This is a genomic window from Streptomyces longisporoflavus (genome assembly GCF_014649775.1).
Taxonomy (GTDB): Bacteria; Actinomycetota; Actinomycetes; order Streptomycetales; family Streptomycetaceae; genus Streptomyces; species Streptomyces longisporoflavus.
The window spans coordinates 298,491-323,318 of record NZ_BMTR01000006.1 but is presented as its reverse complement, the minus strand read 5'-3'; the positions used below and the strand labels follow the sequence as shown (position 1 = coordinate 323,318).

Below are 24,828 nucleotides of genomic sequence, written 5' to 3'. Positions count from 1 at the left end.
GTGCTGCTCCTAGCGTGCGGTGCGGGTACTGGGGATCGTACGAAGGGCCGGGGCGGCGGCAGCGTCCGGTGCCGTGCCGTCGTCGCCGACCAGGTGGCAGGAGACCTGGCGTCCGCCGCCCTCGGCCGCGTTTCCGGGAAGCTCGCGCAGCTCCGGCGCCTCGGTGCGGCAGCGGTCCACGGCCAGCGGGCAGCGCGTGTGGAAGCGGCAGCCCGGCGGCGGGGCGAGCGGGCTCGGCAGCTCTCCGCTGAGCACGATGCGCCGGCGGGTGCGCTGGATGGCCGGGTCGGGCACGGGGGCGGCGGAAAGCAGCGCCCTGGTGTAGGGGTGCTTGGGGTCGGCGAACAGTTCGGCGGTCGGCGCCTGTTCGACGATCTGGCCGAGATACATGACCGCGATGCGATCGGCGAGGAACTCCACCGCGGCCAGGTCGTGCGTGATGAACAGGCAGCCGAAGCCGCGGTCGCGCTGCAGGTCGGCGAGGAGGTTGAGGACCGAGGCCTGGACGGAGACGTCCAGGGCGGAGGTGGGCTCGTCGGCCACCAGGAGGTCGGGGTCCACGGAGAGCGCGCGGGCGATGGAGATGCGCTGGCGCTGGCCGCCGGAGAGTTCGTGCGGACGGCGCTGCGCGTGCTCGGGGCGCAGACCGACCTGGCCGAGGAGTTCGGCGGTACGCGCGCGTGCCGCGTCTTTTTTGGCGATGCCGTGCAGGCGCAGGGGTTCGGCGATGATCTGCCCGACGGTCATGCGCGGGTCGAGCGAGGAGGAGGGGTCCTGGAAGACCAGGTGGAAGTCCTTGCGCAGGGGGCGCAGGGCACGCCGCGAGAGGCGGGTCACGTCCCGGCCGTTGATGCGGACGGTGCCGCCGGTGGGTTCGTCGAGCCGTACGGCACAGCGGCCCACCGTGGACTTGCCGCTGCCCGACTCGCCGACGAGGCCCACGACCTCGCCCTTGCCGACGGTCAGCGTGACACCGTCGGCGGCGCGCACGATGCCGCCGTGCCCCGCGAAGTGCCGCTCCAGAGCGTCCAGTTCGAGTACGGGCGTGGCGCCGCCGCCCGGTGTGTGCGGTGGCTGCGTGGGGATCACTGTCCGGCCTCCCGGGTGGTGGGCATGAGTGCGGGGGCGTGCTGCGGGTGCCAGCAGGCAGCGCGGTGCGCGGCGCCGGCTGCGGCTCCGGCATTCGGGGCGAGGGTCTTGAAGCCGGGCCTGCTCGTCGCGCACCGGTCGTCGGCGTGCGCGCAGCGCGGGGCGAAGGTGCACGCCTCCGGCTGCGTGTCGAGGCTCGGCACCAGGCCGGGGATCTCGGGCAGCCGCCGCTTGCCCTCGCCGCCCGGACGCAGGACGGCGCCCAGCAGACCGTGGGTGTAGGGGTGGCGCGGCTCGGCGAACAGCTCGTCCACCGGCGCCTGTTCGACGGGCCGTCCCGCGTACATGACCAGGACGCGGTCGGCGGTGTCGGCCACCACGCCCAGGTCGTGGGTGATCAGCACGATCGCGGTGCCGAGCCGTTCGCGCAGGGATTGCAGGACTTCGAGGATGCCCGCCTGGACGGTGACGTCGAGCGCGGTGGTCGGCTCGTCGGCGATCAGTACGGAGGGGTCGCAGGCGACCGCGATGGCGATCATGACGCGCTGGCGCATGCCGCCGCTGAGCTGGTGGGGGTATTCGTCCACGCGCTGGGCGGGGGCCGGGATGCCCACCAGGCCGAGGAGTTCGACGGCACGCGCGCGTGCCTCCTTCTTCGACAGGCCCTGGTGGCGCCGGAGCACCTCGCCTATCTGCCGGCCGATGGTCAGGACGGGGTTCAGGGAGGTCATCGGCTCCTGGAAGATCATCGCGATGTCCTTGCCGCGGATCCGTCCGAGTTCCTTCTCGCTCGCGCCGGCGATCTCCCTCCCGCCGAGTCTGATCGACCCGCCGATGCGCGCGGTGGGCGGCAGGAGGCCCATCACGGCCATCGCCGTGACGGACTTGCCGCACCCTGACTCGCCGACCACCGCGAGCACTTCGCCCGGTGCGACGTCGTAGGAGAGGTGGTCGACGGCGTGCACGGTGCGGGTGTCGGAGCAGAAGGAGACCGACAGGTCGCGCACGCTCAGTACGGGCTCGCTCATGGCAAGGCTCATCGGGTGGCTCCTCGGGGGTCCAGGACGTCGCGCAGGCCGTCGCCGAGCAGGTTGAACGCCAGGGTGGCCGCGACGACGGCGAGTCCGGGGAAGACGGCCATCCACGGCGCGGGCGCAAGGAAGGACTGGGCGCCGGAGAGCATCACGCCCAGCGATGCCTCCGGCGGCTGTACGCCGAGGCCCAGGAAGCTGAGCAGCGCCTCGCCGATGATCGCGGCGGGGATGCCGACGGTCGCCTGGACGGTCAGCGCGGAGGTGGCGCCCGGCAGGATGTGCCGGAAGAGCACGGTGGCATCCCCGCCGCCGTTGGCGACGGCGGCGGCCACGTAGTCGACGTGCCGCAGCCGCAGTGTCTCCGCGCGGGTGATGCGGATGACGGCCGGGATCTGCGAGATCCCGATCGCGATGGTCGCGTTGGTGAGCGAGGGCCCGAGCACGGCGGCGAGCCCGACGGCGAGCACCAGGAAGGGGAAGGCGAGCATGGTGTCGGTGAGCCGCGAGACCACGCTGTCGGTGAACTTGCCGTAGTAGCCGGCGAGCAGTCCCAGCGGTACGCCGACGACGAAGGCGAGCGCCACGGCCAGAACGCCGACCTGCATGGACGCCCGCGCCCCGTACACGACGCGGGAGAGCTGGTCGCGGCCGAGGTCGTCGGTGCCAAGCCAGTGCGACCAGCCGGGCGCGGCCAGGGCGTCGGCGAAGTCGGGGCGCGCGGGGTCGTAGGGGGCCACCAGCGGCGCGAAGAGCGCCGCGAGGACGAAGACGGCGGCGATGACACCGCCGGTCATGGCGAGCCGGTTCTTGCGCAGGGCGCGCAGTTTGCCGCTGCCCGCGGAGCGTGTGCGCGCCGGGGTGGTGGGTAGCGCTGTCGTCACCGGGCACCTCCGAGCCGGATGCGCGGGTCGATGAGCGAGTAGGCCACGTCGACCAGCAGGTTGATGAGGATGTACGCGGCGGACGTGCACAGCACCACGCCTTGCAGGGTCGCGTAGTCGCGGGTGAAGACGGCGTCGATGGTCAGCTTGCCGAAGCCGGGCAGGACGAAGATCTGCTCGGTGACGACGGCCCCGGAGATGAGGTGGCCGAGCTGGAGGCCGAGCACGGTCACGACGGTGACCAGGGAGTTGCGCAGGGCATGGGTGCCGATGACCTCGCGCCGGGAGAGGCCCTTGGCCCGCGCGGTGCGCACGTAGTCGGCGGAGAGCGAGTCGAGCATCGCCGCCCGTGTCTGGCGCATCACGACCGCCGCGAGCCCCGAGCCGAGGACGACGGCGGGCAGCACCATGCGGCGCAGGTTGTCCGGCGGGTCGGCGGCGAAGGGCACGTATCCGGAGGCCGAGAAGACCGGCAGCGCGATGGCGAAGCCCAGGACCAGGACCATGCCCAGCCAGAAGGTGGGCACGGAGAGCCCGAGCAGGGCGAGCGCGTTGGCCAGCCACTCCTCCGGCCTGCCGCGCCGCACGGCGGCGACGATTCCCGCGCCGATGCCGACCACGACCGCGAGGAGCAGGGAGAGGGCGGCCAGTTCGAGGGTGACGGGCAGCGCCGCGGTGATCGCGTCGGCGACGGGCAGGCCGGTGCGCGAGGAGGTGCCGAGGTCGCCGGTGATCGCGTGCCCGATGAACCGCCCGTACTGGACGGCGATGTTGTCGTCCAGGCCGTAGTCGGCGCGGATCGCGGCGAGCGCCGCGGGGCTGCGCTCCTCACCGGCGAGCGCGAGCGCCGGATCGCCCGGCAGCGCGCGGATCCCGGCGAAGACGACCATGCTGACCAGGACGAGCGTGATGAGGGACTGCCGGATGCGGGTGAGGAGGTAGGAGGTCATGGGGCTCAGGCGCACCGGAACCGGCCGTGCGGTCTTCAGGCTGAGGCTCATCGGGCGTACCCCGCCGTCGTGACGCGGACCAGGCCGTCGCCGAAGACGCGGACGCCCGCGACGTTCTTGCCGGCGACGACGTAGTTCTTCTGCCGGTAGAGGTAGACGAGGCCGCGCCGCTCGTTGGCGCGCCGGGTCAACTCCGCGTAGATCTTGCCGCGTTCCTCCGGGTCGGCCTCGGCGCGGCCCCGCTCGACGAGCCGGTCGATGGCCCGGTCCGAGAGCCCGTAGGCGTTCATCGCGCCGCGCGTCCGGAGGAAGCTTGCGATGTTGCCGTCGGGGTCGAGCCGCCCCGACCAGCCGCTGGTGAAGGCGTCGTAGTGCCCGGAGTCGGTCTCTTCGAGCATCGTGGCGTACTCGGTGGGGCGCAGCGTGACCGCGAAGCCCGCCTCCTTGGTCATGGCTTGGACGACCTGCCCCAGACGGCTGGACTCGGGTGTCGTGGACACCTTCAGTTCGATGCGCACGGGGGTCTTGACCCCGGCTTCGCGCAGCAGCCTCTTGGCCCGGGCGACGTCGCGCCCGGGGCAGGCCGAGGCCTTGACGCCGGGGGCGATGGCGGATTCGGGCGAGACGGGGCCGCAGGCGGGCTCGTACATGCCCTGGAAGACGACCTTGTTGATGAGGTCGCGGTCGATGGCGAGCTCGAAGGCCTCGCGGACCTTCGGTTCGCGCGCGAGGGGTGTGTCGATGCGGCCCGGCTTCTCTCCGAGGCCCTTGACGTTGCCGACGTTGAGGCCGATGCCCTGATAGCCGAGCGAGGGCGAGTTGAAGAGCTGGAGCCCGGGTTCGGTCAGGGCACCGCGCACGTCGACGGGCGTCATCTGGTCGCCGACCTGGATGTCGCCGGAGCGCAGGTTGGCCAGGCGGACGTTGCCGTCGGGGATCGGCTTGTAGATCACCTTGTCCAGGTGGACCTGGTCGGCCGCGTAGTAGCGGGGGTCCTTGGCGAGCACGATGCGGTCGCCGCCGACGCGCTCCACGTACTTGAACGGGCCCACGCAGGAGGGGTGGTTGGTGAACTTCTTGCCGTACTTCTTGAGTGCGGCGGGCGACATCACCATGCCGGCGCGGTCCGCCAGCACGGCCGTGAGGGGGACGTAGGCCTGCTTGAGGGTGAGCTTGACCGTGTACGGTCCGGTCGCCTCCGCCCCGGCGAGCGGGGCGAGTTCGGTGGCGCGCGCCGTGCCCGCCAGGTCGCGGTGGCGGAGCAGCGAGGTGACGGCGGCGTCGGCGTCCAGCTTGGTCCCGTCGCTGAATCGCAGGCCCTTGCGCAGGCCGAAGGTGACGGTGCGGCCGTCCTTCGACGTCGTGGGCAGCGCGGCGGCGAGCTGCGGGATCACGGTCCCGTGTTCGTCGATGTCGTAGAGCTTCTCGCACATCCCGGCGAAGACGGTGCGGCCCACGAGGGTCTGCGCGAGGGTCGGATCGAGCTTGTCCGGGTCGGCGTTGAGGGCGACGGTCAGGGTGCCGCCGTCGCGTACGGGACGGTCGTCGGTCATGCGCTCACCGCCGACCTCGGTGGCCGGCGACTGCAAGGACGCGCAGCCCGCCGTCGTGGACATCACCAGGGCAACTGCCGCCAGGGCGACCGATTTTCGGCGCACGGGTAGGTACCTCCGCCAGGGTGGTTCCGGAGTTGATCGTGGACGATCAAGGAATACGGCAGAACGTATTTCGCATACAGTCCGCACACAAGGGGTCCGTCCGGATGCCGGACCGGATTCGATGAAGATTGAATAACCGGGTGCGACAAATGGATGGGCACTACATCCAGCGGACTTTCCGTCCGACTTCCGCCCATCAGCGGACGACGCGCCGCACGCCCCGCGAGATGCGCGGCGCACCCTGGCCGTGATGAGCCGCACGCCCCGCCCGCGCAGTGCCGCACGACCGCGCGCCCGGCCTCACCGGGCCGTCGCCGGCGGGCCGCGCTACTCTCCGCGCAACGGACCTTTTACCCGGTTTTGGGAGGTTTCCATGGTCTCGCGGCTCAACCCGTACCTCAGCTTCGGCGGCGACGCCCGCCAAGCCCTGGAGTTCTACAAGGAAGTCTTCGGCGGCGACCTCGCGCTCCACACCTTCGGCGAAGCCGGCCAGCAGGGCACGCCGGTCGCCGACAAGATCATGCACGGCCTGCTGCAAGCACCCAACGGCTTCACCTTGATGGGCTCCGACACCCCGCCCGGCATGGACCACACGCCGGGCAACAACTTCTCGGTGAGCCTGAGCGGAGACGACGAGGCCGAGCTGCGCGGCTACTGGGAGAAGCTGTCCGCAGGCGGCTCGGTGGCCGTGCCGCTGGAGAAGCAGATGTGGGGCGACGTCTTCGGCATGTGCACGGACCGCTTCGGCATCCCCTGGATGGTCGACATCAGCGAGCCGCAGAACTGACCGCCCGCCCGCGCCACCCGCGGGGCCCGGTGGTGCCGGGCCCCGGTCGCGGCCCCCGGGCAGCGCATCTACGGTGTTACGGGGATGTCCGGCGCGACAGGGGGGCCTCTGGAGGCACCCATGGACCGCTCGCCCGCGCCGGAACCCTTCGAGACGGCGCCCACCGCGGGAGCCACCTCCGCACCGGCCCCGCACGAGACCGGCGGACGTCACGAACACCGCTGGCTGATCCTCGGCGTCGTCGGCATCGCCCAGCTCATGGTCGTCCTCGACGCGACGATCGTGAACATCGCACTGCCATCGGCCCAGCGGGACCTCGGCTTCAGCGACGGCAACCGCCAGTGGATCGTCACCGCCTACGCACTCGCCTTCGGCAGCCTGCTGCTCCTGGGCGGCCGGATCGCCGACCTGGTGGGCCGCAAACTGGTCTTCCTCGCCGGACTCGGCGGCTTCGCGCTCGCCTCCGCCCTCGGCGGCGCGGCGACCAGCTTCACCATGCTGGTGGTGGCCAGGGCGCTCCAGGGCCTCTTCGGCGCCCTCCTTGCGCCCGCCGCGCTCTCCCTGCTCACCACGACCTTCACCGACCCCAAGGAGCGGGCGAAGGCATTCGGCATCTACGGCGCCATCGCGGGCGCGGGCGGCGCGGTCGGCCTGCTCCTGGGCGGCGTCCTGACCGAGTACCTGGACTGGCGCTGGTGCCTGTACGTGAACCTGATCTTCGCGGTGTTCGCCATGCTCGGCGGCGCCCGGCTGCTGCACGGCGGCAGGCCGGCGGACCGGCCCAAGCTCGATGTCCCCGGCACGGTCCTTGTCTCCGCGGGCCTCTTCTGCATCGTCTACGGCTTCTCCAACGCCGAGTCGCACGCCTGGGGCGACGCCCGGACCTGGGGCTTCCTGGTGGTCGGCGCCGTCCTGGTGGCCGCCTTCGCCTGGTGGCAGACGCGGGCCGCGCATCCGCTGCTCCCGCTGCGGGTGGTGCTCGACCGGGACCGCGCGGCGTCGTTCCTCGCGATGTTCATCTCCGGCGCCGGCATGTTCGGAGTCTTCCTGTTCCTGACGTACTACCTCCAGCAGATCCTCGGCTACACGCCGGTCAAGACGGGCCTCGCCTTCCTGCCGATGGTCGCCGTGATGGTGGTGATCTCCGTCGTCACCACCAACTCGCTGGTGCCCCGGTTCGGCGCGAAACCCATCGTGCCCCTCGGCATGGGCCTCGCCGCCGCCGCGATGGCCTGGCTGACCGCCCTGGACGTGCACAGCGGCTACGCCGCGCACGTCCTGCCGCCGCTGCTCGTCGCCGGCCTCGGCCTGGGTCTGGTCTTCGCCCCGGCGATGAGCATGGCCACCGCGGGCGTCGCCGCGCACGACGCGGGGGTGGCATCGGCGATGGTCAACACCAGCCAGCAGGTGGGCGGTTCGATCGGCACGGCCCTGCTCAACTCCCTGGCCACCAGCGCCGCGGCCAACTACCTCGTGGGCAGGCGGCCGACGCCCGAGGTACAGGCACAGTCGGCCATGGAGAGCTACTCGACCGCGTACTGGTGGTCGGCGGTCTTCTTCGCCGTCGGACTCCTCGTTACGGTCGTTCTCTACCGCCGGGGCGCTCCGGTCCACTCGGACACGGGCGGCGGCCCGGTCCACATGTAGGGCGGTGGGGCGATGGCGTCCGCGGCGGAGGCTTCGGCGACGCAGAGCTCCGACGGCGGTGTCGCGCTGGCGTCCGCGCGGGGCCGCTGGGTCCTCACCTGCGCCGTGCTCGCCTCGGGCATGGCGATGCTGGACGGCACGGTGGTCAACGTCGCGCTGCCCACGCTCGGCCGCGACCTGGACGCCTCGCTCGCGTCCCTGCAGTGGGTCGTCAACGCCTACATGCTCACCCTCTCGGCACTCCTGCTGCTCGGCGGGGCGCTCGGCGACCGCATCGGCCGGCGGCGCACCCTGGTCATCGGCGTCGTGTGGTTCGCGCTGGCCTCGGCCCTGTGCGGGCTCGCGCAGAACGCGGGGACGCTCATCGCGGCGCGGGCACTGCAGGGCATCGGCGGCGCACTGCTGACGCCGGGTTCGCTCGCCCTGGTGCGCACCTCGTTCCGGTCGCGGGACCAGGCGCGGGCGGTGGGCGCGTGGTCGGGCCTCGGCGGGGTCGCGGGCGCGATCGGGCCGTTCCTGGGCGGCTGGCTGATCGACGGCCCCGGCTGGCGGTGGATCTTCCTGATCAATGTGCCGCTGGCCGCGCTCGTCCTCCTCGCGGTGCGCCACGTGCCCGAGAGCCGCGCCGAGGGCGCCGCGGACAAGCCCTTCGACGTGACGGGCGCGTGCCTGGCGGCGCTGTTCCTGGCGGGCATCAGCTTCTCGCTGATCGGCGCCTCGGGGGACGCGCCGAAGACCGCGGCCCTGCTGCCGGGGCTCGGCGGCCTCGCCGCCGGCGCGGCATTCGTCGTCGTCGAACACCGCCGCCGCAACCCGATGCTGCCGCTCTCCCTCTTCCGCTCCCGTCTGTTCAGCGCGGCCAACGTCATGACGCTGTGCCTGTACGCGGCCATCGGCGGGCTCCTGTTCATGCTGCCGGTGCAGTTGCAGACGACGCTGGGCTACGACGCCCTGCGGGCCGGCACGGCGACGCTGCCCATCACGGTCCTGATGCTGCTGCTCTCGGCCGCCGCGGGCGATCTCGCCCGGCGCGTCGGCCCCACCCTGCCGCTGGTCGCGGGCCCGCTGATCGCCGGAGCGGGAGCGCTGTTGATGCTGCGCATCGAGCCCGGCGCCTCGTACGGCACCGAGGTCCTGCCCGCGGTCGTGATCCTGGGCCTGGGGATGAGCGTGTTCGTGGCCCCGCTGACGGCGACGGTCCTGGCCTCGGTCGACGCGGGGCGCGCGGGCCTGGCCAGCGGCGTCAACAACACCGCCGCGAGGGTCGCCCAGATGCTCGTCGTGGCCGCGCTGCCGCTCGCCGTGGGCCTGTCCGGGACGGCGTACGCGAATCCGGCGGCCCTGAACACGGCGTTCGCGAAAGCGGCCGTGGGCTGCGCGGGCCTGTTCGTCCTGGCGGCGGCCACGGCGCTGCTCTTCATCCGCCCGCGTCCGGGCACCTGGCACGAGGAGGCGGGCAACACCCCGCGCTGCACCTCTCATCTGGGCGTCGGCGCACCGCCGTTGGAGCCGGGCCAGGACTGCGCGGGGAAGGGCCGCCTCAGAGCGACGCCTCGGGGGCGTCGCGCACGAAGAGAGTGACCGAGACGCTCTCCCGGAAACCGTTGCGCCGCATCAGCGCGGCCGACGCGGTGTTGCGCGACTCCACGTCGGTGACGACCGCGACGGCACCGGCGGCGGTCAGGGTCGCGCAGCAGGCCTGCACCAGATGGCTGGCGACCCCCCGCCCCTGATAGGCGGGCGCGCTGGCGATCCACTCCAGGTTCCCCCAGTCCGTACGGTGGTCGAACCCCATCGACCCGCAGACGAACCCGGCGAGCACGTCGCCGTCCAGCGCCACCCAGCACGAGGAGGCATCGGCGTCCATGTGCCCGGTGATCGCCGACAGCGACCAGGACGTGTAGGGCTTGACCGAGGTGTCGTACAGCTCCCGGCCCAGGGCCAGGACGTCGGCCAGATGGGTGGGAGCCATCCGTTCCAGGACGATCGGGGACTCCTGGCGGGCGGCGGCGGCTGACATGGGACCTCCCAGGGGACTGACGCCGGGACCTGCACAAAGGCGGGCACGGGGGCCGACTGCTCCTCACGCTATGAGGGCTCGGTGCGCGGCGCACCCCGGAACCGGCCGCCTTCCGGGCCCCAGCGAGGCGAGGACTCCTTTAACGGCCCTCTGCCGCGAGCGCCTATCGTGGTGCGCATGTCCGCTCCTGAGCTGATCCGCATCGTCTCCCGCTCCTCCCCCATGGCACTGGCCCAGGTGGAGCGCGTACGCGCCGAACTCGCCGCGCTGCACCCCGGTATCCGCACCGAGGTCGTGCCGGTCACGACCTCCGGCGACCGCTGGATGGGGGACCTCGCGAAGCTGGGCGGCAAGGGGGCGTTCACCAAGGAGGTCGACGCGGCGCTCCTCGCCGGCGAGGCGGACCTGGCGGTGCACTGCGTCAAAGACGTACCGGCGGACCGGCCGCTGCCGGCGGGCACCACCTTCGCGGCGTTCCTCAAGCGGGACGACATCCGCGACGCGCTCATCCACCCGGGCGGCCTGACCCTGGACGAGCTGCCCGCGGGCACCCGCATCGGCACGTCCTCGGTGCGCCGCATCGCCCAACTCGCCGCCTCCCACCCGCAACTTGAGTGCGTGCCCATGCGCGGGAACGCCGGGCGCCGCATGGAGAAGCTCGCCGCGGGCGACGCGGACGCGCTGCTGCTCGCGGTGTCGGGCCTGGAGCGCATCGACCGCATGGACGTGGTCACCGAGGTCCTGTCGGTGGAGGCGATGTGCCCGCCGATCGGCGCGGGCATCCTGGCGCTGCAGTGCCGCGAGGACGACACGCGGACCATCGACGCCGTCTCGGGCCTCGGCGACCCGGAGGCCTGGCGGGAGGCCACCGCCGAGCGCATGTTCCTGCACGTCCTGCAAGGGCACTGCAACTCCCCCATCGCGGGATACGCGCGCTGCGAGCGGAGCGGCGATCTCTCGCTGCGCGCCCGCGTCTTCACCCCGGACGGCAAGACGGTGCTCAACGCCCACGAGTGGGCCGGACCGCTCGACCCGGCGACGCTGGGCACGTCGGTGGCGGTGACGCTCCTGCGCCAGGGCGCCCGCGAACTGATCGACTCCATCGCGCACTGACGGCTCCCGCACGACGGCTCGTACGACACCCAGGTCAGCGGCTCGTACGACACCCCGGGCAGTCGCTCGTACGGCGGCTCATACGACCGTGACCTGCACGCCGACGGCGGCGATGGCATCGAGCTCGCCGCCGGGCGCGCCGGCGTCGGTGACCAGGGTGTGCACCCCGGCCGTCGGGCAGATCCTGGCGAACGTCGCCCTGCCGATCTTGGTGTGGTCGGCGACCACGACGGTGCGGCTGCTGTGCCCCGCGAAGGCGCGGTCGGTGGCCGCCTCCAACTGATCGTGCGTGGTGCAGCCGTGGACGGCGCTGATGCCGTCCACGCCGAGGAACGCGATGTCGGTGTGGTGGTCGGCCAGGGTCTTCTCCGCGATGGGGCCCACCAGTTCGTAGCTCTCGCTGCGGGCGGTGCCGCCGACCACGATCAGGGTGACGCCCGGGCGCAGGACGAGGGCGGCCGCGATGTTCACGGCGTTGGTGACGATCGTGACGGGCCCCCGGTCGGCGAGCAGCCGGGCCACCTCCGTGGTGGTGCTGCCGCCGGTGAGACCGACCACCGCACCCTCGGGCACCAGGCCGGCGGCGGCCCGCGCGATGGCCTGCTTCTGCGGGGAGCGCTGGTCGACGCGGTGCCGCAGCGGCACTTCGATGCTCAGTGCGCCGAGCACCGCACCGCCGTGGGTGCGTTCGAGCAGCCGCTGCTCGCTCAACTGCCGCAGGTCACGGCGGACGGTGGCCTGCGAAACCCCGAGGAGGCCGGCCAACCGTACGACGTCCGCGCTGCCCCGGGCGGCGACATGCTCAAGTATCCGCGCCTGGCGGTCGCTTCTCAGCACCCGGCGAGCATAGACCGCGAGAGGGACCGGAACAGCAGCCGTGAGCAGAGTTCCGCACAATCGCTGCGCGTTTCTGCGCGAATACGCCAAGTGCTTCTCAGTCCAGGTCCCTTGACATGACTGAAACTGCTCGATTAACTCCCTGGCACGCCGGTGCGGAGCACTCGGCGCAGAGGTACGCCCAGCCGGTAGTTGGCCTCGGCCATGAGCCCGGACTAAGTCGCCAGGACCCTTCGCGTGTCCGAGGCGGGGACGTGCCCTCAGACCACCGGAGCTCTGAGATGAGCCTCAATCGTGTTCTGCGCACGGGCATCGCCGCGTCAGCGGCCCTCACGGCCACCGCCGCCGCCTGCCTGCTCGCGCCCTCGACCGCCGCCGCCGAAGCGAGCACCGTCGAACCGCCCCCGGCGCACGCCGGGTTCGACTACCAGATCGGCGGCGCGTACACACCGCCCGCCGGGGTCGGGATCGTCAGCCGCGACCGTACGGCCGCCCCCGCACCCGGCCTGTACAACATCTGCTACCTCAACGCCTTCCAGGCCCAGCCGGGGGCGGAGGGCGACTGGGACGCCGACCTGCTGCTGCGGGACGACAACGGCGATGTCGTCTACGACGGCGACTGGGGCGAGGCCGTCCTGGACATCCGCACCGCCGACAAGCGAAAGCGGATCGCCGCCCGGGTCGGCTCCTGGATCGACGGCTGCGCCGACAAGGGCTTCCAGGCCATCGAGCCCGACAACTACGACACCTTCACCCGCTTCCCGGACCTGCTCACCGCCTCGCAGGCCAAGTCCTTCGTCAAGCTGCTCTCCGCCCGCGCCCACCAGCGGGGCCTGGCCGCCGCGCAGAAGAACACGCCCCAACTGGCCGACGCGCGCGAGGAGACCGGCCTGGACTTCGCCGTCGCCGAGGAGTGCGGCGTCTACGACGAGTGCGGCGACTACACCTCCGCCTTCGGCGACGACGTCGTGGTCATCGAATACACGGCCGAGGGACTGCGCACCTCCTGCGCGGGCTGGGGCGACCGGCTGAGCATCGTGCGCCGCGACCTCGACGTGTCGCCCGCGGGCAGCAGCGGATACGTCCGCCAGACCTGCTGACCCGGCCCCGCTGCCGGGCGTCCGCGCGCCATCCGCCGTGACGCGGTGCGCCCGGACAGCGGCCGCCTTCCCGCTCCACCTCCCCGCCGTGCGACATCCGTCCCACGGCCCTCCCGCGCCGCGGGCGCACCCCGATCCCCTGGAGGTAGTGATGGCTGCAGGACCCCGAGCACCGGGCGGCCCCTCGCGGCGCAGTGTGCTGCGCGCGGGCGGCGCGGCGGCGATGGCGGCCGGCGGGGGCGCCGTCGCGGGCTGCGGCACGGGACCCGCGGACGGGGTCGGCCCCGACGGGCGGGTGACCATCCAGCTGTGGCACGGCCAGACGGACTCCGCCGCCAAGGTCATCAAAGGGCTGGTCGCACGCTTCCACCGGGCCCATCCCGACATCCGCGTCGACATGGGCGGCGGCGTGCTCGCCGACGCCATGCTCCAGAAGGTCACCGCCGCGCTCGCCGCGGGCTCCTACCCCGACATCGCCTACGTCTTCGGCTCCGACCTGGCCAGCGTCGCCCGCAGCCCCGAGGTCGTCGACCTGACCGCGCACGTGCGCGAGGGAGCGACGCCGTGGCGCAACTTCTGGGCGCCCGCCAGGGAGGCCGTCACCATCAACGGCAAGGTCCGGGCGGTGCCCGCGGTCCTGGACTGCCTCGCCGTGGTCTGCAACAAGAAGCTCTTCGCCGAGGCCGGGATCGATCTGCCCGAGCCGGGCTGGACCTGGGACGAGTTCACCGACACCGCGCGGCGCCTGACCGATGCCTCCCGGGGACGTTTCGGCACCGGCTGGCCCGGCACCGGCGACGAGGACACCGTGTGGCGGCTGTGGCCCCTGGTGTGGGACCTGGGCGGCGACGTGATCGGCGACGACGGGCACAGCATCGGTTTCGCGAAGGAGGGCGTGCGCGCCCTTGAGGTCGTACGCGACCTGGCGCGCGACAAGAGCGTCTACATCGACCCCAAACCGGGCAGCGAGCAGATGTACCAGGTCTTCCTGTCGAACCGGATGGGCATGGTGCCCACCGGGCCCTGGCAGCTGCCCGACATCACCCAGGCGAACATCGACTACCACGTGGTGCCGCTGCCCAGCTTCAGCCGCCGCCCCGTGACCATCTCGGGCCCCGACACCTGGACGGTGTTCGACAACGGCTCCGCCCGCGCCGAGGCCGCCCGCACCTTCGTGACCTGGCTGAACCAGCCCGCCCAAGACAGCCGATGGGCCGTCGAGGCGGGCAGCCTGCCGTTGAGCCGCCGCAGCCAGGACCGCCCGGCCTGGCGCGAACACGCCGACCGCAAGCCCGGCCTCCCGGTGTTCACCAAGGCGCTCACCTCCGCGCGGGTGCGGCCCGTGCACCCGGCCTACCCCCGTATCTCCCAGTCCCTCGGCCAGGCGATCGTCGCCGTCCTGCTCGGCCGCAAGAACCCCGCCGACGCCGTGCGCTCCTGCGCCGAAGAGGCCAACGCCGCCCTGCTGATACCGCGTTGAGCCCCTCGAAAACAGCCGAGGACCGCCGAGGACAGCCGCGGACCACCGAGGACCGCCGAGGACCGCCGAGGACAGCCGAGGACAGCCGAAGACCGTTGAGGACACCGCCATGCCATCACTGCCCCGCCCCCTGACCCTGCCGCCCGACCCCGCCGGCCGACGCGCCCTGCGCCGCCGGCGCCGCGGCGAGACCGCCACCGCCTGGGCGTTCGTCTTCCCCGCCGTACTCGTCATCCTCGGCCTGAGCGTCCTGCCGGTCATCTGGTCGCTGCTGCTGTCCTTCCAGGCCAACGACCTGGTCACACCCAGCCGCTGGGTGGGCCTGGACAACTACCGGGCACTGTCGCAGGACCCGAACTTCAGCCAGGCCGTGCGCAACACCCTGCTCTACACCCTCTTGTACGTGCCCCTGAGCATCGTCATCGGACTCGCCCTGGCCCTCGCGCTGAACCGGCGGATCCGCTTCGTCGGCCTGTACCGCACCCTGTTCTTCGTGCCGTTCGTCATCTCGGCCACCGCACAGGGCGTGCTGTTCTCCTTCATCCTCGACCCCGACTTCGGCGCGGCCAACTCCGTCCTGCACCACCTGGGCATCTCACCCCAGGGCTTCCTCACCGACTCCTCGCAGGCACTGTTCGTACTGGTCGCCATCACCCTGTGGAGCGGCACCGGACTGTGCACCGTCATCTACCTGGCCGCGCTCCAGGACGTCGAGCAGTCGCTGATCGAGGCGGCCCGCCTGGACGGCGCAGGGCGGTGGCACCTGCTGCGGCACGTCACCCTGCCCGCCCTCACCCCCGTCAGCGTCTTCCTGCTCCTGTGGCAGACCATCCAGTCCCTGCAAGTCTTCGACCTGGTCTACGTCACCACCAAGGGCGGACCCCTCGGCTCGACCACAGTGATCGTCTACTTCATCTGGGAACAGGCCTTCAAGAACTTCACCGCCGGGTACGGAGCCGCGGCCGCCTACGTCCTGGCGCTCGCCCTGTTCGCCGTGGGCGCCGTGCTGCGCGTGACCCGCGGCCGCTCCCTTCGTACGAAAGCAGCCGCCTGATGACCGCGACCACCACCGCGCCCGAGACCGCCGCCCGCCGCACCACCCGGCCCGCCGCAATACGCCGCCGCCTGCGCCTGCCCTTCAGCGGCTGGCACGCGCTGCTCGCACCCCTGGCACTGCTCTTCGCCGTACCGCTGATCTGGCTGCTGGTCAGCTCGGTGATGAGCAACGCGGAGATCAACCGGTTCCCGCCCGCGCTGTGGCCCTCCGGCATCGACCTCGGCGGCTACCGCTACGTCCTGGGCAACGCCATGTTCCCGCGCTGGCTGCTGAACTCGGCGATCGTCTCCGCCGTCGCGGTCACCTCCAACCTCGTCTTCGGCGCCCTGGGCGGCTACGCGTTCGCCCGGATGCGCTTTCGCGGCTCGCGCACGCTGCTCGTGCTGATGCTGGCGACGATGGCGGTGCCCTTCCAGCTGACGATGATCCCCACCTTCCTGGTGATGAAGAAGCTGGGCCTCATCGACACCCTCGGCGCGCTGATCGTGCCCTCCCTCGTCACACCCTTCGCGGTCTTCCTGCTGCGGCAGTTCTTCCTCTCCCTGCCCAGGGAACTGGAGGAGGCCGCCTGGATCGACGGCTGCTCCAGGCTGCGGGTCCTGTGCTCGATCGTGCTGCCCCTGGCCCGGCCCGCCCTGGCCACGGTGGCCGTCCTGACCTTCCTCACCACCTGGAACGACCTGACCTGGCCACTGATCGCGATCAACCACGACACCCAGTACACCCTGCAACTGGGCCTGACCACCTTCCAGGGACAGCACCACACACGCTGGTCCGCGGTGATGGCGGGCAACGTACTCACCGTCCTGCCCGTCCTGGTCGCCTTCCTCTTCGCGCAGAAGGCCTTCATCCGCTCGGTCACCTCCAGCGGCCTCAAGGGCTGACCCGCCCCGCACCACATCCCCGCACGAACCGAAGGAACACAAGGAACGCGATGCCGCACTCGTACGACCTGCTCGTCATCGGGGACGCCAACCCCGACGTGATCCTGGGCCCGCTCGACGGACCGCTCGCCTTCGGCCAGCGCGAACAGCTTGTCGACACCGGGTCCCTGACCCTCGGCGGCTCGGCGGCCATCATGGCCTGCGGCGCCGCACGCCTCGGCCTCGACGTGGCCTTCGCCGGCCGCGTCGGCGACGACGACGCCGGCCGCTACATGCGCGACACCCTCGCCTCCCGCGGCGTCGACACCCGGGCCCTGCACATGGACGCCACCCGGCCGACCCCGCTGACCGTCGTACTCACCCGCGGCGACGACCGCGCCATCCTCACCTCGCCGGGCACCCTGACCGCCGTCAGCGGCGACGACGTACCCGCCGAGCTCCTCGCCGACGCCCGGCACGTGCACGCCGCCTCCTACTTCCTGCAGCCCTCCCTCGCCGCCGACCTGCCCCGGCTCTTCCGTACCGCGCGCGACCACGGCGCCAGGACGTCCCTGGACACCCAGGACGACCCCTCGGGGCGCTGGGACCCGGCCGCCCTCGGCGCCGTCCTCGACCACACCGACCTCCTGCTGCCCAACGCCCAAGAGGCCCTGCGCCTTGCCGGACTGCCCTCCGGCAGCCCCGAACAGGCGGCCGAACTCCTCGCCGCCCGCGTCCCGTTGGCCGTCGTCAAGAACGGCGCCGACGGCGCCCTGTGCCACGACGGCCGCACCCTGCACACCGCACCGGGCCTTGCCCTGACCCCCAAGGACACCGTCGGCGCCGGAGACAGCTTCGACGCCGGCTTCGTCGCCGCCCTCCACGACGGCCTGACCCCGCCAGAGGCCCTGCGGTTCGCCGTCGCCTGCGGATCCCTCTCGACCCGCGCCCACGGCGGCACCCGAGCCCAGCCCACGCGAGACGAAGCCCTCGCCCACACCACTCCGAGCGGAGCGCACGCCTCATGAACCACCCCAAGATCACCTTCATCGGCGCGGGCAGCGTCGTCTTCACCCAAGGCCTGCTCGCCGACCTCTTCGCCTTCCCCGAACTCAAGGGCGCCCACATCGCCCTGCACGACATCGACCCCGAACGCCTGGCCACCGCACAGGCCGCCGCCGAGTACATCGCCGACCACCTGGGCGCGCACGCCACCATCTCCAGCCACGCCGACCGCCGCGAAGCCCTCACCGGCTCGGACTTCGTCATCAACATCGTGCAGGTCGGCATGGGCGAGGCCACCCGCACCGACTTCGAGGTCCCCGCACGCCACGGACTGCGCCAGACCATCGGCGACACCCTCGGCATCGGCGGCATCTTCCGCGCCCTGCGCACCTTCCCGCTCCTGAAGGCCCTGGGCCAGGACATCGCCGAACTCTGCCCCGACGCCTGGCTCCTGAACTACACCAACCCCATGGCCATGAACATCCAGTACCTCACCGAGGCCACCGGCCTGACCAAGGTGGCGGGCCTGTGCCACTCCGTGTACTGGACCATGCACGACCTGGCCGAACTGGTCGGCGTCCCGTACCAGGAGATCACCTACCGGGCGGCGGGCGTCAACCACCAGGCCTGGGTCCTCCGCTTCGAGCACCAGGGCAAGGACCTCTACCCGCGCCTGGACGAACTGATCTCCGGCGACGAGCAGTTGCGGCGCCGGGTCCGCGTCGACATGTACCGCCGCCTCGGCTACTACCCCACCGAGACCAGCGAGCACTCCTCCGAGTACGTCCCCTGGTACCTGCACCACGACAGCGAGATCGAGCGCCTGCGCCTGCCGGTCGGCGCCTACCTCGGCATCGTCGACGAGAACGTCGCCGCCTACCACCAGACCCGTGACGCCCTGGCCGCGGGCGAACCGCTCACCGTCGAGGGCACCATGGAGTACGCCCCCCAGATCATCCACAGCATCGTGACGGGCACCCCGCGCACCGTCTACGCCAACGTCCCCAACCACGGCCTGATCGACAACCTGCCCGACCACGGCGTCGTCGAAGTCCCCTGCCTCGTCGACGCCTCCGGCATCCAGCCCACCCGCGCGGGATCCCTGCCCCCGCAACTCGCTGCGCTCAACCGCACCTACCTCAGCATGAACGACCTCGTGGTCCGCGCCGCCCTCGACGACGAGCCGCGCCACATCCGGCACGCGGCGATGACCGACCCGGCCACGGCCGCCGCCCTCACCGTCGAGCAGATCTGGCGGCTGTGCGACGACATGGTCCGCGCCCACGCGGACCGCCTCCAGCCGGCCCTGCGCCGGACACTGGGCGACTGACCCGACCGGCCCACCCCGCCACGCCACGCCACACCTTCCGACCACCTGACCCGCTCCGTCGTCGTCCCGGCCTGACCCCCGGGCCACTGACGCCGTGAGCGGCAGGCAGCGGCGACCGGTCTCCCCCGGCCGGCCGCCGCTGCCCTGGCCTCCGACCCCTCCGACATACACCGTAAGATCGACATCGCACCACATTCCGCACGGCCTGCACGCTTCGAACGAAAGCTGTCCATGCACCGCCCGTACCGCCCGTACCGCTCGCGCCCCGGCCGTCTCGCCGCCTGCGCCGCCACACTCCTGCTCGCCGCCGCCTGCTCCACCGGCGACGGCAAAGACACCCCGGACACGTCCACGGACCGGACCGGCACCGTGCGCCCGCCGAAGCCTGACACCGTCTTCGACTACCAACTCGGCGGCCCCTACGCGCCCGACGACGCCGTACGGGCCATCTCCCGCGACCGCTCCGCCGAGCCGGCCAAGGGCCTGTACAACGTGTGCTACGTCAACGCCTTCCAGACCCAGCCGGGCGACGCCATCACCTGGTGGAAGAAGAACCACCCCGACCTGCTCCTGAAGAACGACGAGGGCTCACTGGTGGTCGACGAGGACTGGGACGAGCCGCTCCTCGACATCTCCGCGGCCGGCAAGCGCGAGAAGCTGATGAACATCGTGGGGCCCTGGATCGACGGCTGCGCCAAGGCGGGCTACGACGCCGTGGAGCCCGACAACCTGGACTCCTACGAGCGCTCCGACGACCTCCTCACCACCGAACACGCCGCTTCCTTCGCCCAGTTGCTCGCCGAGCGCGCCCACCGCAAGGGCCTGGCCATCGCACAGAAGAACACCACCGACCTGCTGCCGGACCGCGACCGCATCGGCTTCGACTTCGCCGTCGTCGAGGAGTGCGCGGCGTACAAGGAATGCGGCGACTTCGCCGACGCCTACGACGACAAGGTCTTCGCCGTCGAGTACACCCGCAAGGACTACAACACCGCCTGCGACACCTACGGCTCCCGCCTCTCCATCACCCTGCGGGACCGCGACGTCACCCCAAAGGGCACCAAGGGCTACGTCTTCGCCCAGTGCTGACGGCCCCCCTGGTGCGGACATGGCCACTCCGGGCGCCTCTCCCCCCTTGGGGCCCCGCGACCGAAGAGGTACGCGCAAACCCCGGGCGCCTGGCGAGGCGGGCGTCTGAGAACGCCCCGGCCGCGGTACAGATGCTGCGTGCAGACCTTTCTCCCCTACCCCGACTTCACGCAATCCGCCGCGGTCCTCGACCAGGCACGCCTGGGCAAGCAGCGGGTCGAGGCCCTCCAGGTGCTGCGCGGCCTGACCGTGCCCGGCTACGGATGGCGCAACCATCCAGCGGTACGCATGTGGATCGGCTACGAGGAAGCCCTGGTCCGCTACGGCCTCGACGTATGCGCCACATGGACCGCCACCGGACGCGCCGACACCTGCGCCACCACCCTCGTCACCGACTTCACCCGCCACCGCCCCGACACCGCCGTACGCACCGGGGAACAGCTCGCCGCCGACGGCGAACTGCCACCCTGGCTGGGCGACCCGGCCTTCCACCGCAGCCACCAGTCGGCACTGCTGCGCAAGGCCCCGGAGTTCTACGCCGACATCTTCCCCGGCGTACCCGACGACCTGCCCTACCTCTGGCCTGCCTCCGACCGGGACCCTAGAAGTAACGCGTGAACGGCGTCGTGTCGACGGCGAACAGCCCCTGGAAGGGGCTGTCCAGCTGGTAGATCAGGAGCACGGTGAAGGTGATCAGGGCGGACAGGCCCATCACCATCACGAGGTGGGTGAAGCTGCGCTGGACGCCGAACATGAACATGAAGGCGATGGTGAGACCACCGCCGACGATCAGGCCGAACCAGATCACCGGCGAGAGCCGCTCCGTGGCATCGGCCTCGCGACCGCGGCGCGCCTCGTCCAGGGTGCTCAACTGGGCCAAGGTCTCCTGGCCCGTGGCCTGTTGGGCCGGTGTGGCATCCGCGGGGACCTGACCGGTGGCGCGCACGTCGTTCAGCAGGCGCCAGCCGGTCGGCCCCAGCGGGGTGCCCTCGGCCATGGCGGGCCACTCCGTCTCGGTGACGTGCCGGATGTACGTCTCGATCTCGCCGCGCATCCGCGCGTCCTGCCCTGCGGGCAGGCCCGCGGCGAGCAGATGGATCTGGTGCGCGGCGCTGGCCTCGGTGGCGGCGTGGTCCTCGGCGCCGGAGTTGGTGTCCCAGACCGACACCAGGGCAAGACCAAGGACCAGGGCGTACAGGACGCCGACCATCATGGAGATGTACTCGGCGACGTCCTCGCGGGGCTCTTCGTCCGGGCCCGGGGGCCAGAAACGGTGCTTGATCAGGACGACCGCCCCGGCCAGCAGGGCGACGCCCAGGACGACGGCGAAGCTTTCGATCATCGGTGGGTCCCGTTTCGTGGCGGCGCGGTCAAAGTCTGCGGGAGCCGAAGACGGCGGCCGCGATGGCTGCGGGCAGCAGGACGAGGAACAGCGCGGCCAGCATGCCCATGCCGGTGGGCGTGTTGTCCGGCCGGACGAAGCGGCTGAGCAGCGTGCGCTGGGGCCGCTCCTCTTCCGGCACCGCGGCGGGCGGCTCGTTTGGCGGCGGGACCGCGGCCGGTGGTTCCGCGGGCGGCGGCACCGCGGGGGGCGGCACCGCTGGTGGTACCGCTGGTGGCGGCACAGCGGGCGGAACCGCTGCCGGGGCTTGACCCGGCCCGTCGGGTGCGGCGGGGGCGGGTGGTGCGATGCCCGGCGGTGCGGCGCCTGGTGGGGCGACGCCGGGCGGGCCGACGCCCGGTGGACCGACGCCCAGGGGTGCGGCGCCGGGTGGACCGACGCCCAGGGGCGCGGCGCCCGGCGGGCCGGCGCCCGGCGGGCCGGCGCCCGGCGGGCCGGCGCCCGGCGGGCCGGCGCCCGGGGCCGCGATACCCGGCGGGAGGGGCGCTGCGGGCAGCTGTGACGCGAGGCGGGGTACGGCTCCCGGCGGCCCGGAGCGCGGCCCCGGTGGCCCGGAGCGCGACCCCTGTCCCGCCGCCCCCGCGGGCGCCCCGGGCCGCGACGCCCCGGGAGCCACGGGAGTCACAGACACCGCATCCCGGAGCGTGAAGCGTGCCCGGGCCCGCGCCGTCAGGCGTGGAGGTATCACCGCCTGGCCGCGCGGACCGAGCGTGCGGATCAGGTCGCTGCCGTCGGCGCGCCCCGCGCTGAGATACGTGCCGGGCCCGCGCCGTACGAGCGCGGTGCACACGGCCCGCGCCCCCGCGGCGAGATGGGCGACGACCGGCCGGCCGCCCGCACAGACGATCCGGTCCGGGGCAAGCACCGGGTCCGTGATCCGCACGCCGTGGACGGCCCGGTTGCCCCGGTTGGCCACGACATAGCTCACCCGCGCCTGCCGCGGACCGGTGACACGCGCCGTCTCCGTCAGGGCCAGCGCGGCGCCGACCCCGGTGTATCCGGACCGCGCGGTCGCCTGCACGCCGCCGGCACGCGCGGAAAACGCGGCTGGTCGCACGCTCCCCCCGCCCGGGGAACTCACGGCCACCGGCATGGCACCGGCGCGCAGATAGGGCTGCTGTCCGACCGCCCGGACCCGGCTGATCCAGGGCCCGGGGCGGGCGGCCCCGGTGGCCGTACAGCGCACCGAACGCAGTCCGGTCAGCATCGGCACCCGGTCCCGTCCGCCGGGACAGCGGATCGCGGCGCCCGGCATGCCCGGATCCCACACCCGCACCTGGTAGAGGTCGGCGCCGCTGCGGTTGATCAGACGGTACGACTTGACCACGGCGTCGCCGGTGCGGATGCCGGGACGCACCGCCCCGAGACCCGGCCGGGTGTTCACCGTGACCTGGAGGGCGAGCCCGTTCGGCCCGGCACCATCGGCGACGGAGGGCCCGGCGGCCGACCAGCAGCCCGCGGCCAGCAGAAGGCCGACCAGCAGCCACCGCGCCGACCGCGGTCGTGTCGCACCCTTTCGTCCGATGATCACACCGAAATGCTGTGCACGAGGACGCACCGGCGGTCGACCCCGGCACGCGTAAAGGCACAGCGATTCACCCGAACGGCCCCGCAGCGCTCTCACCGCTGCGAGCGACAGCCCCCGGCGTCGCGCGTCACCACGCAGGGATGCCGCGCCGTAGGGCTTGTTATTACCAGCCACATTTCCAATGGTCGAGGGAGTGCGGGACTTGAAGGAGACGCGGGTACTGGCCGTGGTCGACTCGGTGGCGCTGCTCAGGCGCGTCGAGCGCGATCTGCACGTGGTCGACAGGTCGCACGACCACAACCGCCGCGCCCTGGCGGATATCCGCTACTTGCGGGGGTGATCGGGACCGTTCTTCCGGAACGTACTGCTCCGGAGGACATAGGCATATACCAGAAGCAAGACCGGGTCGTGTGTTGCCAAATCCCTTACGGGCCACCCCCCGCTGTGCGAAAGTCATTAGCGGTCCATCCCGCCCGTTTGGTCGCACCGCATCCTCAACGGAGCACCTCATGCCGTCCCATGTCTTCGCGGACCGCCCTTCCGCCCAGCCGCCCGAGCGCGGCTCGGTCGAAGCGCTGATCACGCAGACGCGCCGGCTCCGCGGCCAGGTCGACGCCGTGCGCCGGGACGCCGGGGCCGATCGCGGCGACCCGCAGGGGCGCTGGCAGCGCGCCCTGTGCGACCTGGCGGTCCACCAGCTCAACGACCTGGACGACCACCTGGCGCAGCTGCGGGACGGACCCCTGCCACCGGCCGCCGAGCCCGCGGCTCCGGCGGTGCCCGCACCGCTCGACCCGCAGCGCGGCTCACTGCTCAGCCGGGTCGGCAGCGCGGAGTGGAACCTCCTGAACGACGAGGCGAGTTGGTCGGGCGAGCTCTACCGGATTCTCGGGCGGGATCCGGAAGCCCCCGCGCTCTCCCTCGACGAGCTGCCCTCCCTGGTGCACGCCGACGACCAGCCGATGCTGACGGCCATGGTCACGGACTGCCTGATCGACGGAAAGCCGATCGACGGCGAGTTCCGTATCGTGCGCCCGGACGGCGGCGTACGACAGGTGCACATGATGGGCGAGCCCGTGCTCGCCGCTGACGGCAGCACCGCCTCGATGTGGGCGGTCCTGCGGGACGTCAGCGAGCTGCGCCGCAGCCAGCGAGTGGTGCGCGAGACCCGTGACTCGCTGCAGCGCCAGCGGCACATCGCGCAGACAGAGCACCGGCTCGCGGTCGAACTGCAGGAGGCCGTGCTGCCGCCGTGGCGCGGCTCCCTGCGGTTCCCGCACGGCGGACCCGCCGCACTGGATCTCGCGGCGTACTACCTCCCCTCCGCCACGAGCTCGCTGATCGGCGGCGACTGGTACGACGCCATGGAGCTGCCCGACGGCCGGTTCCTCCTCAGCGTCGGCGACCTCACGGGGCACGGCGTCACCGTCACCTCGGGTATGGCGATGCTCCTCGGCGCGGTGCGCGGCATGGCGGTGGCCGGAGTGCGGCCGGGCCGGCTGATGGGCTGGCTCAACCAGTTACTGGACACCACCACACAACCGGCTCTCGGCAGCGCCGTCTGCTGCCAGTACGCCCCCGCGACCCGCACCCTCACCTGGGCGCAGGCCGGACACCCCGCCCCGCTGCTGTTCCGCGGCGGGACGGGGCGCGCGCTGACGCCACCGGGCGGCGTGATCCTCGGTGCGACCTCCGGAGCCACGTACGAGCAGGCCGAAGTGCACCTCGAACCGGGCGACCTGTTGCTGCTGCACACCGACGGTCTTGTCCCCCGGCGCGCCAGGGACGCGGCCACGAGCCGGCTGCTCGCGCTCGCGCCACGCTTCACGGACACGCGGGGTGCGCAGGACTGTGTGCGCGCGGTCGTCGAGGAGTTCGGCGTGGCCCCGCGCGAGGACGACGCCTGTCTGTTGATCGCGCGGATCGTCTTCTGATCCGCGCCCGGGTCATGCCGGGTT

Annotated in this window: 23 protein-coding genes; 14 read left to right on the top strand and 9 right to left on the bottom strand. The window is 72.2% G+C overall.

The features are described from left to right. Positions 1–9: 9 nt before the first annotated feature. From IE226_RS15100 to IE226_RS15080, 5 genes are read right to left on the bottom strand one after another with little or no spacing between them, the layout of a single operon-like run. Complete coding sequence (locus IE226_RS15100) at positions 10–1,089, bottom strand: ABC transporter ATP-binding protein (protein WP_373306958.1); 1,080 nt, start codon at positions 1,087–1,089, stop codon at positions 10–12. Next, positions 1,086–2,129 (bottom strand): ABC transporter ATP-binding protein, encoded by a 1,044-nt coding sequence (locus tag IE226_RS15095; RefSeq protein WP_229870969.1) that lies wholly within the window; start codon positions 2,127–2,129, stop codon positions 1,086–1,088. Before IE226_RS15095 ends, IE226_RS15100 begins: the two co-directional genes overlap by 4 nt. Continuing rightward, complete coding sequence (locus IE226_RS15090; protein WP_190081705.1) at positions 2,126–3,004, bottom strand: ABC transporter permease; 879 nt, start codon at positions 3,002–3,004, stop codon at positions 2,126–2,128. Before IE226_RS15090 ends, IE226_RS15095 begins: the two co-directional genes overlap by 4 nt. Continuing rightward, a complete protein-coding gene (locus tag IE226_RS15085; RefSeq protein ID WP_190081844.1) occupies positions 3,001–3,954 on the bottom strand; it encodes an ABC transporter permease in 954 nt (317 codons plus the stop codon). Before IE226_RS15085 ends, IE226_RS15090 begins: the two co-directional genes overlap by 4 nt. A 47-nt stretch (positions 3,955–4,001) precedes the next feature. Beyond that, entirely contained in the window at positions 4,002–5,612 is a 1,611-nt protein-coding gene (locus IE226_RS15080) for an ABC transporter substrate-binding protein (protein WP_308429466.1), read from the bottom strand. Positions 5,613–5,985: 373 nt separating this feature from the next. Here IE226_RS15080 and IE226_RS15075 point away from each other — a divergent pair, with 373 nt between their 5' ends. The 3 genes from IE226_RS15075 (at position 5,986) to IE226_RS15065 (ending at position 9,627) form a co-directional block, all read left to right on the top strand. Continuing rightward, positions 5,986–6,399 carry a VOC family protein gene (locus IE226_RS15075; RefSeq protein ID WP_190081704.1) on the top strand — a complete coding sequence of 138 codons (414 nt, stop codon included), beginning with the start codon at positions 5,986–5,988 and terminating at the stop codon, positions 6,397–6,399. A gap of 120 nt (positions 6,400–6,519) precedes the next feature. Beyond that, positions 6,520–8,046, top strand: coding sequence for an MFS transporter (locus tag IE226_RS15070; protein WP_190081703.1), 1,527 nt, complete (start codon positions 6,520–6,522; stop codon positions 8,044–8,046). 12 nt (positions 8,047–8,058) lie between these two features. Beyond that, positions 8,059–9,627 (top strand): MFS transporter, encoded by a 1,569-nt coding sequence (locus IE226_RS15065; protein ID WP_190081702.1) that lies wholly within the window; start codon positions 8,059–8,061, stop codon positions 9,625–9,627. Here IE226_RS15065 and IE226_RS15060 read toward each other — a convergent pair. Further along, positions 9,587–10,066, bottom strand: a complete 480-nt coding sequence (locus IE226_RS15060; RefSeq protein WP_229870963.1) for a GNAT family N-acetyltransferase — start codon at positions 10,064–10,066, stop codon at positions 9,587–9,589. The two genes, IE226_RS15065 and IE226_RS15060, sit on opposite strands and share 41 nt — an antisense overlap. A gap of 177 nt (positions 10,067–10,243) precedes the next feature. On the opposite strand from IE226_RS15060, the gene hemC reads away from it, so the two are divergent. Further along, entirely contained in the window at positions 10,244–11,179 is a 936-nt protein-coding gene (gene hemC, locus IE226_RS15055) for a hydroxymethylbilane synthase (RefSeq protein ID WP_190081701.1), read from the top strand. Between the two features lie 78 nt (positions 11,180–11,257). On the opposite strand, the gene IE226_RS15050 is transcribed toward hemC, so the two are convergent. Continuing rightward, a complete protein-coding gene (locus tag IE226_RS15050; RefSeq protein ID WP_190081700.1) occupies positions 11,258–12,016 on the bottom strand; it encodes a DeoR/GlpR family DNA-binding transcription regulator in 759 nt (252 codons plus the stop codon). A 281-nt stretch (positions 12,017–12,297) separates the two neighbouring features. On the opposite strand from IE226_RS15050, the gene IE226_RS15045 reads away from it, so the two are divergent. The 8 genes from IE226_RS15045 (at position 12,298) to IE226_RS15010 (ending at position 20,558) form a co-directional block, all read left to right on the top strand. Then, the gene (locus IE226_RS15045; RefSeq protein ID WP_190081699.1) at positions 12,298–13,116 is read left to right on the top strand and encodes an endo alpha-1,4 polygalactosaminidase; all 819 of its coding nucleotides are present in this window, start codon (positions 12,298–12,300) and stop codon (positions 13,114–13,116) included. A gap of 151 nt (positions 13,117–13,267) precedes the next feature. After that, positions 13,268–14,596: an ABC transporter substrate-binding protein gene (locus tag IE226_RS15040; protein ID WP_190081698.1), complete on the top strand. Its 1,329-nt coding sequence runs from the start codon at positions 13,268–13,270 to the stop codon at positions 14,594–14,596. A gap of 109 nt (positions 14,597–14,705) precedes the next feature. After that, positions 14,706–15,650, top strand: a complete 945-nt coding sequence (locus tag IE226_RS15035) for a carbohydrate ABC transporter permease (RefSeq protein ID WP_190081697.1) — start codon at positions 14,706–14,708, stop codon at positions 15,648–15,650. Then, a complete protein-coding gene (locus IE226_RS15030) occupies positions 15,650–16,537 on the top strand; it encodes a carbohydrate ABC transporter permease (protein WP_190081696.1) in 888 nt (295 codons plus the stop codon). The genes IE226_RS15035 and IE226_RS15030 overlap by 1 nt, the downstream gene beginning before the upstream one ends. Positions 16,538–16,587: 50 nt before the next feature. Then, positions 16,588–17,544, top strand: a complete 957-nt coding sequence (locus IE226_RS15025) for a carbohydrate kinase family protein (protein WP_190081695.1) — start codon at positions 16,588–16,590, stop codon at positions 17,542–17,544. Next, entirely contained in the window at positions 17,541–18,851 is a 1,311-nt protein-coding gene (locus tag IE226_RS15020; protein WP_190081694.1) for an alpha-glucosidase/alpha-galactosidase, read from the top strand. Before IE226_RS15025 ends, IE226_RS15020 begins: the two co-directional genes overlap by 4 nt. Before the next feature lie 231 nt (positions 18,852–19,082). After that, positions 19,083–19,940, top strand: a complete 858-nt coding sequence (locus tag IE226_RS15015; protein ID WP_190081693.1) for an endo alpha-1,4 polygalactosaminidase — start codon at positions 19,083–19,085, stop codon at positions 19,938–19,940. 138 nt (positions 19,941–20,078) lie between these two features. Next, the gene (locus IE226_RS15010; protein ID WP_190081692.1) at positions 20,079–20,558 is read left to right on the top strand and encodes an MSMEG_6728 family protein; all 480 of its coding nucleotides are present in this window, start codon (positions 20,079–20,081) and stop codon (positions 20,556–20,558) included. Here IE226_RS15010 and IE226_RS15005 read toward each other — a convergent pair. Both IE226_RS15005 and IE226_RS15000 read right to left on the bottom strand, forming a co-directional pair. Then, a complete protein-coding gene (locus IE226_RS15005) occupies positions 20,542–21,282 on the bottom strand; it encodes a bestrophin-like domain (protein ID WP_190081691.1) in 741 nt (246 codons plus the stop codon). The genes IE226_RS15010 and IE226_RS15005 overlap by 17 nt on opposite strands. A 28-nt stretch (positions 21,283–21,310) precedes the next feature. Continuing rightward, a complete protein-coding gene (locus tag IE226_RS15000; RefSeq protein WP_190081690.1) occupies positions 21,311–22,873 on the bottom strand; it encodes a hypothetical protein in 1,563 nt (520 codons plus the stop codon). Positions 22,874–23,072: 199 nt separating this feature from the next. On the opposite strand from IE226_RS15000, the gene IE226_RS14995 reads away from it, so the two are divergent. Both IE226_RS14995 and IE226_RS14990 read left to right on the top strand, forming a co-directional pair. After that, on the top strand, positions 23,073–23,210 hold the full coding sequence (locus tag IE226_RS14995; RefSeq protein ID WP_190081689.1) for a hypothetical protein: 138 nt from the start codon (positions 23,073–23,075) through the stop codon (positions 23,208–23,210). A gap of 169 nt (positions 23,211–23,379) precedes the next feature. Continuing rightward, on the top strand, positions 23,380–24,804 hold the full coding sequence (locus IE226_RS14990; RefSeq protein ID WP_190081688.1) for a PP2C family protein-serine/threonine phosphatase: 1,425 nt from the start codon (positions 23,380–23,382) through the stop codon (positions 24,802–24,804). Positions 24,805–24,828: the final 24 nt, after the last annotated feature.